This is a genomic window from Staphylococcus sp. HMSC34C02 (assembly GCF_001838705.1).
Taxonomy (GTDB): domain Bacteria; phylum Bacillota; class Bacilli; order Staphylococcales; family Staphylococcaceae; genus Staphylococcus; species Staphylococcus borealis.
The window spans coordinates 1-13,998 of sequence record NZ_KV838587.1 but is presented as its reverse complement, the minus strand read 5'-3'; the positions used below and the strand labels follow the sequence as shown (position 1 = coordinate 13,998).

11 protein-coding genes are annotated in these 13,998 nt (G+C 34.8%); 10 read left to right on the top strand and 1 reads right to left on the bottom strand.

The window, feature by feature from the left end; all coding sequences use genetic code 11:
* A partial coding sequence (locus HMPREF3239_RS12660) for a hypothetical protein (RefSeq protein WP_305367115.1) occupies positions 1 to 1,463 on the bottom strand: 1,463 nt, incomplete at its 3' end.
* Between the two features lie 91 nt (positions 1,464 to 1,554).
* Here HMPREF3239_RS12660 and HMPREF3239_RS12655 point away from each other — a divergent pair.
* The 10 genes from HMPREF3239_RS12655 (at position 1,555) to HMPREF3239_RS08290 (ending at position 13,966) form a co-directional block, all read left to right on the top strand.
* The gene (locus tag HMPREF3239_RS12655) at positions 1,555 to 1,731 is read left to right on the top strand and encodes an LPXTG cell wall anchor domain-containing protein (protein WP_204194304.1); all 177 of its coding nucleotides are present in this window, start codon (positions 1,555 to 1,557) and stop codon (positions 1,729 to 1,731) included.
* A 188-nt stretch (positions 1,732 to 1,919) separates the two neighbouring features.
* On the top strand, positions 1,920 to 3,119 hold the full coding sequence (gene secY2 / locus HMPREF3239_RS08330; protein ID WP_070855343.1) for an accessory Sec system protein translocase subunit SecY2: 1,200 nt from the start codon (positions 1,920 to 1,922) through the stop codon (positions 3,117 to 3,119).
* A gap of 9 nt (positions 3,120 to 3,128) precedes the next feature.
* Positions 3,129 to 4,703 (top strand): accessory Sec system protein Asp1, encoded by a 1,575-nt coding sequence (gene asp1 / locus HMPREF3239_RS08325; RefSeq protein WP_070855340.1) that lies wholly within the window; start codon positions 3,129 to 3,131, stop codon positions 4,701 to 4,703.
* Positions 4,693 to 6,255, top strand: a complete 1,563-nt coding sequence (gene asp2 / locus HMPREF3239_RS08320; protein ID WP_070855338.1) for an accessory Sec system protein Asp2 — start codon at positions 4,693 to 4,695, stop codon at positions 6,253 to 6,255. Before asp1 ends, asp2 begins: the two co-directional genes overlap by 11 nt.
* A complete protein-coding gene (gene asp3 / locus HMPREF3239_RS08315) occupies positions 6,239 to 6,781 on the top strand; it encodes an accessory Sec system protein Asp3 (RefSeq protein ID WP_070855336.1) in 543 nt (180 codons plus the stop codon). The genes asp2 and asp3 overlap by 17 nt, the downstream gene beginning before the upstream one ends.
* Complete coding sequence (gene secA2 / locus HMPREF3239_RS08310; protein ID WP_070855334.1) at positions 6,774 to 9,164, top strand: accessory Sec system translocase SecA2; 2,391 nt, start codon at positions 6,774 to 6,776, stop codon at positions 9,162 to 9,164. The genes asp3 and secA2 overlap by 8 nt, the downstream gene beginning before the upstream one ends.
* Positions 9,165 to 9,180: 16 nt before the next feature.
* On the top strand, positions 9,181 to 10,689 hold the full coding sequence (gtfA, locus tag HMPREF3239_RS08305; RefSeq protein ID WP_070855331.1) for an accessory Sec system glycosyltransferase GtfA: 1,509 nt from the start codon (positions 9,181 to 9,183) through the stop codon (positions 10,687 to 10,689).
* Complete coding sequence (gtfB, locus tag HMPREF3239_RS08300) at positions 10,682 to 12,016, top strand: accessory Sec system glycosylation chaperone GtfB (RefSeq protein ID WP_070855329.1); 1,335 nt, start codon at positions 10,682 to 10,684, stop codon at positions 12,014 to 12,016. Before gtfA ends, gtfB begins: the two co-directional genes overlap by 8 nt.
* A 718-nt stretch (positions 12,017 to 12,734) precedes the next feature.
* Positions 12,735 to 13,595 carry a DUF4352 domain-containing protein gene (locus HMPREF3239_RS08295; RefSeq protein WP_239469371.1) on the top strand — a complete coding sequence of 287 codons (861 nt, stop codon included), beginning with the start codon at positions 12,735 to 12,737 and terminating at the stop codon, positions 13,593 to 13,595.
* Between the two features lie 14 nt (positions 13,596 to 13,609).
* A complete protein-coding gene (locus HMPREF3239_RS08290; RefSeq protein WP_070855326.1) occupies positions 13,610 to 13,966 on the top strand; it encodes a hypothetical protein in 357 nt (118 codons plus the stop codon).
* Positions 13,967 to 13,998 lie beyond the last annotated feature (32 nt).

Sequence of the window (13,998 nt, the reverse complement as noted above, 5' to 3'; positions counted from 1 at the left end):
TCAGAAAGTGCGTCAACGTCAACAAGTGTGAGCGACTCAACGAGTGCAAGCACATCAGTTAGTGCATCGACATCAACGAGCGTGAGCGACTCAACAAGTGCAAGCACATCATTGAGTGCATCAACGTCAACAAGTGTGAGTGACTCAACAAGTATGAGCACATCATTAAGTGGCTCAGAAAGTGCGAGTCTTTCAGACTCATTAAGTGAAAGCACCTCAGAAAGTGCGTCAACATCAACAAGCATGAGTGATTCAACAAGCACATCATTGAGTGCATCAACATCAACGAGTGCAAGTGACTCAACAAGTGAAAGCACGTCAGATAGTACATCAACATCAACAAGTGTGAGCGACTCAACGAGCACAAGTACATCAGATAGTGCATCGACATCAACGAGCACGAGTGACTCATTAAGCACAAGCACATCAGAAAGTGCGTCAACATCAACAAGTGTGAGCGATTCAACAAGCACAAGCACATCAGATAGTGAATCAACATCAACAAGCGTGAGTGATTCAACAAGTACAAGCACATCAGATAGTGCGTCAACATCAACAAGCGTAAGTGACTCAACAAGCACAAGTACATCAGATAGTGCATCAACATCAACAAGTGTGAGCGGCTCAACAAGCACAAGTACGTCAGAAAGTGCGTCAACGTCAACAAGTGTGAGCGACTCAACGAGTGCAAGCACATCAGTTAGTGCATCGACATCAACGAGCGTGAGCGACTCAACAAGTGCAAGCACATCATTGAGTGCATCAACGTCAACAAGTGTGAGTGACTCAACAAGTGCAAGTACGTCAGATAGTGCATCAGCATCAACAAGTGTGAGTGATTCAACAAGTGCAAGTAATTCAGATAATTCAAGCACATCGATATCATTTAGTATGGGTAAACCTGAAAGCCATTCATTGCCAGAATTTGATTTACCATCATACATTGCTTCTGAATCAACAAGCACATCATTAAGTATTTCGACAAGCATGAGTGCATCAGCAAGTGATTCAACATCAGGAAGCATGAGCGCATCAACAAGTACAAGTGCATTAGCAAGTGAGTCAACATCAGGAAGCATGAGCACGTCAACAAGTACAAGTGCATCAGCAAGTGACTCAACATCAACAAGCATGAGTGATTCAACAAGTGCAAGCACATCATTGAGTGCCTCAGCATCAGGAAGCACGAGCACATCAACAAGTACAAGTGCATCAGCAAGTGATTCAACATCAGGAAGTTCAAGCACATCAACAAGTGCAAGTACGTCAACAAGTGGCTCAACATCAGGAAGTTCAAGTACGTCAACAAGTCCAAGTACATCATCAAGTGATTCAACATCAGGAAGTTCAAGCACGTCAACAAGTCCAAGTACATCAACAAGCACGAGCACATCAACAAGTACAAGTACATCAACAAGTGGCTCAACATCAACAAGCACGAGCACATCGACAAATCCAAGCACATCACTAAGTCATTCAACATCAACATCAGAAAGTGAAACAGGCCGTACGTCGCTAAGTACTTCGGAATCACAAAGTAACAATGACTCACAAATGCATAGCAACGCACAACAACATGATGCTAAAGACGACTTGCCAGAAACAGGTGGTAAGGAATCTAATTCGACTGGATTATTATCAGCAGTTGCAGCAATGTTAGCGGGGTTAGGATTAGTTAGAAATTCTCGTAAAAATAAGAAAGATAAAAAGAATAAAGGATCAGAACAATAAACTATTTCATTAGGGAGATAGATTTGTAAAATAATCACTTGTTAATAAGGTGATTGTCTATCCTTAAAAAAAGAGGCTAAAGTATAATTATTGGTTGGAATAATGTATGTATAAACCAAACTAATTAATATCTTTAGCCTCTTTGATATAATGTAAAAAACTTTATTTTTAAAATTTTAGGTGGAATTATGATAAAAAATCGTGAATATAAGGTTTTATATAAGAGGATTGTATTTACCTGTTTTATATTGGTTGTCTACATTTTCGGGAGTCATATTTCAATCGTAGGTTCGAATGATGTATATGATAATAAAGACACATTTTTTAAATTAGCGGTTTCGAATGTGGGTGGAGATCTTCATATGTTAAATGTGTTCTCATTAGGTCTTGGTCCTTGGTTAACGTCGCTAGTTATCATTATGCTATTGAATTATCGAAATTTGGATCAAGCTACGAAACAAACACGTTCTGAAAAGCATTACAAGGAAAGAATTATAACGATAGTGTTTGCGATATTTCAAAGTTATTTTGTAATCAATACGTATATTCATAATAACTTTATTAAAGATTCAAATGTCATGTTACTTATGCTAGTTCTTGTTACAGGGACAATGTTATTGGTTTGGTTAGCTGATCAAAACATCACATATGGTATCTGTGGACCTATGCCTATTGTATTAACGAGTTTGATTAAGTCTTTATTTAACAATCAACATTTTTTCAAACTTAACGTAAGTGTCGTGTTACTCATATTAGTTATTGTGACATTAATCGTTGTATTACTCGTTTTATTATTTATTGAGTTATCGGAATATCGACTTCCTTATAAAGACATGATGAATAACACGACGCAGAAGACACCGACGTATTTATCATGGAAATTGAATCCGGCTGGGAGTATTTCAATTATGATCAGTTTATCAGTTTATGTATTGCTTAATAACTTGATTCATTTAATAGCATCATTATTTGGTACTAATGCAAGTTTAGAATTTTTAAGTTTTGCTAGTCCAATCGGCATTACGTTTTATATTGTGTTACAAATCGTACTAAGTTACTTGCTGTCACGTTTCTTAATTAACACTAAGAAAAAAGCAAATGAATTTCTAAAGAATGGAAATTATTTTGATGCTATACGTCCGGGTCGTGAGACAGAACAATATTTAAATAGTAAAGCAAGAAAGGTATGTTGGACTGGCGCCATATTAGTTGCTCTGATTTTAGCAGTGCCATTATATTCAACATTGTTAGTGCCTAATCTATCCACAGAAATTTACTTTTCAATGCAATTAATTATTTTAGTTTATATCAGTATTAATATTGGTGAGACGATTCGCACCTATTTATACTTTGATCGTTACAAGCAAATCTTGAATAAATATTGGTAGGGGATAATTATGAAACAGTTTATACCTGCATGGTATGATTCGAACAATTGGTGGGATAGCGCTGTTGAGCCCTTTTATAAAAAAAGAAAAACGACAGAATTTGATGACATGGTAAGTTTAATGTCAATGCACCATAAAAATGATGAATCATTTAATACAATCATCTTAAATTATAATCCTATGTTGCGTCTGTTTTTACATCGTCATGAACTTTATGAAATCAATTACTGGTCTCTGTTTGATGACATACAAGGGGCGACGTATCTCACACCTATAGCGATTGATTTTAGAACGTTATCTTGGCCTGAGGATACGGAATTTATCTATACACCTTATCAAGTGATAGCTATTACAGGTGATAATCAATTTTCCAAAATTATTTTTAGTCAAGAAGGCTATCTACTCTATATCGAAGCATATGAAGAGAATAGGCTCAGTCGTAAATTTATATTTGATGACAGAGGGTTTGTGTCAGCTATTGAGACATACAATGAGGCGCAAGTACCTGTGAATAGATATTATTTAAATGTAGACGGTCAATGTATGATGGTTCAAAATTTTACGACGCAGAGGGTAGCGATTCAATCAGAATTTGATGATCATTTTCAAAAGAAAGCGTATAAAAATATGGATGAACTTATCCATGAAAAATTACAGCAATATCATATGTCGACGTTAGCAGATGACGATAAAATAATTATTGCTGCAGATGAACGACATAATCATTTAATGATAGATACATTTAAACCAGAGAATATGTGTTTTTCGATATTTAAGCAGAGAAATAAAATGATCAATGTTGCATTATTAGAGACGATTGGTAAAGCGAATCACTGTATCGTGGATACGCAAGAGAACACGATATTGTTAGATCAATTTATAGCTCAAAATCCTAACTATTTACCTTTTGAAACAATGCGTGTGACACCCTTTGATGCACAAATATTACCTAATATGAGTAGTCAATTATATGAAACAAATATTGGTGTTTGGTTAGGTGAACTTAAAGATAACGACTTACGCTCAGTTATGGATCAACTGAGTCAATATATTAATCAACATGAGCAAACAATGCTACATGTATTAACGCGTTCAGTTGAAAGTGATATACCACAATGGTTCAAAGATGAGATTCAACAATTAAATAAAGTATTAAATACAGAGACTGAGTCATTCTCGCCAGAGGTTCAAGATATATTACAAACGGAGTTAGTTGAAGACGAAGTGGAAAAGGTTAAGTTGATTTATGTGCCTTTCGAAGAAGATTTAATCAAAGAAATGTCACAATTGAGAGTGATTGTAGATTTAAATCGAGAACCGGATTTATATTTACAAATTTCAAGTATTAGTGCGGGTGTACCTCAAATAAATATGCGAGAAACGGATTATGTTGATCATAAGTTAAATGGTTTAGTCATTGAAGAGATTCAACAATTGAGTACAGCTTTAGATTATTTCTTAGTCAATTTAAAGAATTGGAACTATTCATTTGCGCATTCTATAAAGTTGAGTAATGAATTTAGTTCAGAAAAGATTATTCAACGATTACATCGTTTGATTGAAGGTGAAATGCATGGCACGTAAATTTAGAATTTTACAAGTGGGTGGGCAAGATTTAGAACCATTATTTGATAGTAAAAAAGGTGTTGAATGGGATTATCTAGATGATGCATTATTCACATTCGATAGTGGTTATATCGAGGCCGTGAAAAGTATTATAGAAACGTTTGGTAACTTTGATTTAGTATTTGTACCAAGTGCTTACTCACCTGAGTTAATGGATTTATTACAAATCGTCACAACACCACATAATACGGTCATTGATGCACAAATGTGGTCTCCAAAATATGATGATGAGCCATTAATCCAACACAAATTTGTAAAGAAACTTAATTATCAAACTGAGGAAGAGCTACATCATAAATTGTTAGCTGTGACATTTCCTGGGCAATATGGTGATAGGATATCACCAATTAAAACGATGGTTAATCCAAATTTTCAAGGAACGTATGAATATGAAGGAAATAAATATCTCGTTCTAGAAGGAGACTTTGGTGACGCTTTTAAACCTTTAGTTACGTGGACGCAAAATTTAGTTAATGATAAGAACATCGTTAATGAAATTTGGCCGGAGTATGTGATTGATGGGGATGTCGAAATTGAATATACCTTTAGACTAACCCCAGTATGGTCCGCAAACTTTCCAGATGTGACCTTACGTTATCTACAGCACGATTTAACACAACCTATTCAAATGCCAATGTGGTCAGAACAAGCCAATATAAGTGTATCGCTTAAAGCAAAAGGTAAAGGTAAGTTACGTATTGGTGCGATTCATAAACGTTGGTCACGATTAGAAATGGGACAATTTATTATGGGTGGACAACGTTTTGCTGATGAGAAACGAGATGAGTTTATTCATTATTTCAATCCAGGTGATATGAAACCACCGCTCAATGTGTATTTTAGTGGTTATCGACCTGCTGAAGGATTTGAAGGTTATTTTATGATGAATAAGATGGACGCGCCATTTATTTTAATTGGAGATCCTCGACTTGAAGGTGGTTCATTTTACCTTGGATCCGAAACATTTGAACAAGGGGTCATCGACGTAATACGCCATGCCTTAGACTTTCTAGGTTTTAAACATGATGAGCTCATACTATCAGGACTATCGATGGGGTCATTTGGGGCCTTATACTATGCAGCTCAATTAGAACCAGCTGCAGTTGTAGTAGGGAAACCATTGTTAAATATTGGAACGATAGCAGATAATATGAAATTGTTACGGCCTAATGAATTTGGAACAGCGAATGATGTTTTACTAGCGAATGAAAGAGATAACGCAATGCCAAACATTCAACGCTTGGATACACGATTTTGGGACAAATTAAAAGCGAGTCATTTATCGCATACAATCTTTGCTATTGCATACATGCACAATGATGATTACGACGCCAAAGCCTTCCAAAATGTATCACAAGTATTGGAAAAACAAGGTGCACATATGATGAGCCGTGGTGTACCAGGACGACATAATGATGATTCACCTACCATTACTAGCTGGTTTGTCAATTTTTATAACATTATTCTAAAAGATCAATTCGGGAGAGATAGCAATGTCAGTATTAAATAGTTACACATTATTGTGGCGTCATATTAATACGGGAACGTTTATGTATGGGACGAAACTGCGCTTTCAAGATGAGGGGACAGAATTTAATAATCCGTTAATGCCGTCAGGAACTGTGATACATGATTGGCATATGTTAACCACATTTAGCGAACATAAGACTGTGCCCTCACTTCCTATTTTGAAAAAGGGGTATCACTATAATGTATTGTTGAACTTTGATGCGCAGCCACAAGGAAGTGCCTATATTAAGATGACATTTTATCGTAAAAATGATACTGAACATTCGTACTTAATTATTAAACACAGTGATACTACATTTCAATTTCCTGATGAAGCTTATGCTTATAAAATTGAATTAATTAATGCTGGTTTGTCGCATCTCTTTTTCAAAAATATTAAAATTCAAGAAATCGATAAAGCGGATACTGTAGCGCATGAGATTGTAGATAGTAAAGTGAATTTAGACGTATTAAATCGGGTCATATTTGGCGTAAGAAGCGATATGAGAGGTGGTCAAAATGACTAGTCGTGTAAGTAACGTGATTAATTCAATGCGTTTGCAACGGTTACAGAAGCAATTGACAGCAGTCAATCGATTAAGTGAACAAATGCGTCGATCTTCAGATGAAGCATTACAAGCTAAGACGGATGAGTTTAAACAACGTTTGGCTAATAATGAAACGACTTTAAATAAATTGTTACCTGAAGCGTACGCAACGATTCGTGAAGCATCGAAACGTGTGTTAGGTATGTATCCGAAAGATGTTCAAGTGATGGGTGCGATTGTTATGCATCAAGGTAATATTGCAGAAATGCAAACTGGAGAAGGTAAGACATTAACAGCAACTATGCCACTCTATTTAAACGCGCTCACTGGTAAAAGTGCGTTTCTAATTACCACGAATGATTATTTAGCTAATCGTGACTTTCAAGAAATGAGACCGTTGTATGAATGGTTAGGTTTAACAGCGTCACTTGGATTTGTTGATAGTCCTGACTATGACTATGCCGATAATGAAAAGCAAGCATTATATCATCATGACATTATTTATACTACGAATGGCCGTTTAGGATTTGATTATTTATTTGATAATCTAGCAGATCATATTAACGCTAAATATTTACCTGAATTAAACTTTGCGATTATTGATGAAGTAGATTCTATTATATTGGATGCTGCACAAACACCACTAGTCATTTCTGGTGCGCCACGTGTCCAATCAAATTTATTTCACATTGTAAAAATGTTTGTAGAAACGTTAATCGAGGATAAGCACTTCAAAGTAAAATTAAACAAAAAAGAAGTGTGGCTTACAGATAAAGGTATTGATGTAGCGAATCATTATTTTAAAGTGAATAATATCTATCTACCACAACATTTTGATTTAGTACGTATCATCAATTTATCATTACGTGCGAAATATTTATTTAAAGATAATTTGGATTACTTTATATACAATGGTGAAGTTGTACTGATTGACCGTATTACAGGACGAATGTTGCCAGGTACGAAACTACAATCTGGTCTACATCAAGCTATTGAAGCGAAAGAATCTGTAGATTTATCACAAGATTTAAGTGTCATGGCGACAATTACGTTCCAAAATTTATTTAAGTTATTTCATCAATTTTCAGGAATGACGGGAACGGGCAAGTTAGGTGAAAAGGAATTCTTCGATTTGTATTCTAAATTAGTGGTAGAAATTCCAACAAACAATCCGATTATACGTAATGATAAAGAAGATCGTGTCTATGCGAAATCCGAAGATAAGAATAAGGCGATACTTGAAAATATAGTCAATATTCATGCTACTAAACAGCCGGTACTCTTAATTACAAGAACTGCAGAAGCGGCTGAATATTTCTCAGCACAATTGTTTAAACAAAATATTCCTAATAATCTATTGATTGCACAAAATGTTGCCAAAGAGGCACAAATGATTGCTGAGGCAGGACAACTTGGTGCTGTTACAGTATCAACGAGTATGGCAGGACGAGGTACAGATATTAAACTTGGTGACGGCGTACATGAACTCGGCGGTTTAGCTGTGATTATCAATGAACATATGGAGAATAGTAGAGTTGATAGACAATTACGTGGACGCTCAGGTCGCCAAGGTGATCCAGGCGTTTCACAGATATATGTGTCATTAGATGACTATATTGTTAAACGATGGAGTAAGTCGAAGTTAGCTGAAAATGAGAAACTAAGAAACATTGATTCAGTGAAATTACAAAATAGTCCCTTTTTCAGAAATAAAGTGAGGGGCATCGTTACGAAAGCACAACGTGTATCTGAAGAAACTGCAATGATGGCACGTGAGATGGCGAATGAATTTGAAAAAAGTATTGGTATTCAACGTGATCGTGTGTATGAAGAACGCAATCGTATCCTTGAAACATCTGACTTTAGTGGATTTGACTATGATACATTAGCGCGTGATGTCTTTGACTATGATTTGAGAACAAGGGGAATTGATACAGAAGATGACATTGTGCGTTATATATATGAGCAATTGAGTTTTAGTTTCCATGACACATCAATTAGCCAACATATCCAAACCCGTGACCAAACCATCGATTATTTAATACAACAATTCAACAAGCAACTAAAATATAATATGGAAATTGCAGGTAATGATTATTTTAAATTACGTTTTCAACAAAAAGCGATATTAAAAGCAATCGATGCTGAATGGATCAGTCAAGTTGATCAACTGCAACAACTTAAAGCGAGTGTCAATAACCGACAAAATGGTCAACGTAATGCGATTTTCGAGTATCATAAAGTAGCGCTAGAAACCTATGACATGATGCTGATTAATATTAAACGAGGAATCATTCGTAATTTATGCTTAAGTATTTTAACGTTTGATAAAGAGCAAGATTTAGTAGTACATTTCCCTTAAAATGAGGTGTTCATAAGTGACAATATACAATATCAATTTTGGCATTGGATGGGCGAGCAGTGGTGTAGAATATGCTCAAGCTTATCGTGCTAAATTATTAAGAGCGGTCAATCAACCAGCTAAATTTATTTTTTTGGACTTTATTTCCGCAGAAAATATTCAAACGTTAACAGCCAATATCGGGTTTAAAGATGATGAAGTGATATGGTTGTATCAATATTTTAGTGATATTCCCATTGCACCAACAACGTATACCATTGATGATTTGATTAACGATTTAGGTAATCCTGTCACTGCCCAAACCATCACGGGTAAGACAATTCGTTTATACATTGGAAATGATAATTCATATGTGACTTGTTATTTAAAAAATGAAAATGACACAATTGTCGATCGTGCAGAATTTGTCATTAACGGTATGTTAGTGCGAAAGGATTACTATAGCTATGTACGTACATTCTCAGAGTATTATGCACCTTATGAAAATCGTGCCAAGTTATATAAGAGACAGTTTTATAATGAAGATGGTTCTATTGCTTATAAGGAACATATTGACGGAGAATCCAGTGTGTATATATTTGATGATGCACGTTTATACAGTAAACAAGCGTTTGTAGCTTATTTCATGGAGAAATTAAACTTAAGCGCGAATGATGTTGTCATTATCGATCGCTCAACTGAAGTGGGGCAAGCGATTTTGGAACATAAAGGACAAAGTAAAGTCGGCATCGTTGTGCATGCAGAACATTATAGTGACAATGCTACAGATGACCGTTATATTTTGTGGAATAATTATTATGAATATGTTTTTACGCAAGCACCTTATATTGATTTTTACATTACAGCAACAGACCTACAAAACCGGATTCTAACAGAACAATTCGAAACCTATACCGCACATCAACCTCGTGTTCGTACCATACCTGTTGGTAGCTTACATCAATTGAGTTATCCAAAGACGGAGAGAAAGCCATATTCAATGCTTACAGCTTCAAGATTAGCGAGTGAAAAGCATGTAGATTGGATAGCGCTAGCGGTCATTAAAGCTAAAAAAGAGGTACCACAGTTAACATTTGATATATATGGTCATGGAAACGAAAGAACGAAGATTGAAGACATTATTACGGAACATCAAGCGCAAGATTATATTCAGCTAAAAGGGCATGTGAAATTAGATGATATCTATGCCAACTATGATTTGTTTATGTCGGCATCAACAAGCGAAGGCTTTGGCTTAACGCTAATGGAAGCGGTAGGTTCAGGACTTGGAATGATAGGGTTTGATGTGAATTATGGTAATCCAACCTTTATTAAGCATGGTGAAAATGGCTACCTCATTCCTATCGATAGGGATAACCAAGATATCGAGGTTATTACTGATCATATGGCTGAGAAAATCGTGCAGTATTTTAATGATGGACCTAAGCAACCACATGATACGTCGTATACTATAGCAGAACCATTTAAAACCGAGTATATTACGCAAAAATGGCAAAATTTAATCGATGAGGTGCTATATGATTAATTTATTTGAAAAATATGATGAAGCATCACAAAAACTTCAACAATCACTTCAACTTGCAGGATTTCAGCATCAAACTATTGTGATGGACGATGATGGTTTTTTACCTGACGGCTTTATATCACCTTATCAATTTTTTGCAAATTACGAACATAAGGATAGTGATAAAGCAGCCTTTTTCAATGAAGTTCAAGTACCACCATTGTGGGAAATTAAAGGTAATCATGATCAAGCTGAAATTATAGATAACGGTCATGTTCGAGGTCGTATCTTTTATCGTGAACACTTTAAAAATAGAATCGTAAACTTTGTAGAATGGTTTGATACAAATGGTCAACTGCGGTCGGTTGATTTTTACAATAAAGCTGGCTTTAAATATGCGGAAACGATATATGATTTAAATAAAACGGCAATCTTGAAAACGTATGTGGATCGACAAGGCAATGAGGTATTATACGAGAACTTTGTCACTAATGATATCGTCTTAGATTGGCAAGGTCAGTCGCATTTCTTTGCGACGAAACAGGACTTTATCAGCTTCTTCTTAGAACAATTAGATGTTGATACATCAGACGTCTTTATTAATTCATTAGCGACACCTTTCTTTGTATTATACCAATCGAATCATATTGCAAATGCAGTGTTATTTTGGCAAGAACAGAGTCATGGAGATGTCCCGGGAAATATGAAGTTATTGTTAGATAATGGGCGCTTTCATGCAAGTGTAATTATCCCAGATCGTGTAGAGTTTGAAGATATTACATCCAATATTGCATCACACTACCGTCCATTGATTCGTGAAGCGGGTTATGTGTATGATTATCAGAAATCCAATCAATATACGAAACAAATACTCAATTTAACAAATTCTGATGATATTCCGAATTTGGAAAAGATCATACAGCAATGCAAAGATTATCAATTTCATATAGGTGCGATTACTGAAATGTCAGCTAAGTTAATGGACTTAGGCAAATATGATAACGTTAAACTCTATCCAACCATTACTCAAGAAAAAGTTCATCACTTATTCGCAACTTGCGATGTTTATTTAGATATCAATAAGGGTGGCGAAATTGTAAATGCCATTGAGCGTGCAATGCTTAATAATCAATTGATTATAGCTTATGATGAAACCGCACATCGCCGTGCATTTATTTCAGAAAAGAATATCACTCAGCAAAGTGAACCACAACATTTAATTGAAATATTGAACGAAGTCGCACAAGATAAAAAACAATTTAAACAACGTATTGTTGCGCAACAAGAGAAGAACAATAGCATTGATCAACGTACATTTAAAACGATAGTTAATGATGCGATAAAATAATTTTAAGAGAGAACTTTAGAGTTTCATACTTGTTGAAAAGCAAGCGGGGGTGGGACGACGAATTCAAAAGAATTCTGTCCCGCTCCCTTCCTATTTCTCTAGTAATCATATCCAGACACTTAATTTTAGTAATTGTGGAGGAAGTTTAACGAATCATTTCATATAATCCACCTTTATGTTTAATTGATTAGTATAAATGTTGGTATATAGAATAGCACGTATAATAAAAAGAATAATATAGGCAATTTAAAATTTGGGGAATAATCTTTGTCCCTTAACCACGAAAGTGTTTCGTATATGCCTGTTAAAAAAGCTATGGCCAAACTCAACATTGCAATGAGTAATAATACTGATGATATGATGCTAGTCATTCTTATACACTCCTTTTATCTCAATTTGTAATATCAGTCTAAAAAGTAATTCTGAAAAAGTTATGAATAAGCATCTATTTTTGGTTTGCAAAATTTTGTAACGCACTAATCTACTAAATTAATTAAATTAAATATAAAAAATATATTGCTTTTTGAGTTTTAAAATATAAAATAATATATGTAAATAGTATTCTTTTAATTTGCAAAAAAGATGAGGAGGCTAATATGAAAAGATTATTTTTTATAAGTATTATATTTTTAATTTTTTAGGAGGATGTTCTTTCAGCGACAATAAGGATGAGGCTGAGGGTGAAGAATCAAATAGCAAGGCAAAAGCTACGGACAAAATGAAGAAATTTAAAATAGGACAAGTTGTGAATGCTGATGGTGTAGATATCAAAGTTGTTAAAGCGGAATTTATTGATCATTACACTGACTACAATGCGCCTGAAAATGGCAAAGCCTTGAGAGTATACATAAAATTTAGAAATAATAATGATGATCAAGTTTTAATGGATAATACAGATTTTAGTATGAAAGTGAATAATGAGAATTATGAAGAATGGTATGGAAGCGAAGACATGCATGAAGGGTTCAGCCATCAATTGAATCATAATAACACGGCTTCAGGTTACATTACCTATGATGTACCCGATAGTGATCAATACACGTTAGAGTTAGATACAGTACCTAACTTCAATAAAATAAGAGGCCAATGGATTATCAATAAATCAGAAATTAAAAATTCAAATGGCACCAAAGATACTTCGGCTGACTCAACTACTGATGTTGAAGATGAGTCAGAATCAACCACTAATAATAAAACTAAAGATACAGATCAAGCTGATGTTGGTGTGACGTATCCAGCATATATGTATAATGCCTTAGTAGATGAATATAATTCACTTACTGACGGGGAAAAGATGAACCATGTCTCTAAAGATGTATTAGAAATTGAATATGATCAATTAGAGGCACGTGTAGAAGCATTATATGAAAAAGAAAATGCAAAAGCACAAAAGGAATATGAAAAAGCAATGCAAGCATATGAAGATCAATTGGCACAAGAAGAATATGAACAACAACAAGCTGAAGAAGCTGCCAATGAAGCATCAGAGTCTGATGGCAATTCAAGTGGACCTGGTTCTGATGAGCCATCAGTAGACAGTCATTCAGAAGATGTAACTTCTGAAGATGATGCAGCATAAAGAAGGAGACAACAATGGCGTATATAGACATGAATAAACCTAAACCAACGAATCGGATTTTAGAAATGATTTTAGGAATAACAGGAAGTATATTTGGTATTATTGGAGGATTAATAGCGCTAATACTTACAGACTATGATAGAAGGTATGGTTCTGAATTAACAGGATTAATGACTGTTGTAGCCACTAGTTCTATTATTTTATGTGCTATTACTTTAGCTCTGAGTTGTTTAATAAATAAAAGACGTATTTTAATTGGAATTATACTCATTATTGCTGCAATTATTCATATATATTTATTAGGATTTTTTGGTTACTTATCAGGCATTTTAATTATTGTTGCAGGAATCATTGCGTTAGTTAGAAAATAATTTGGCTCTATAATAAATTGGACTGATGACTA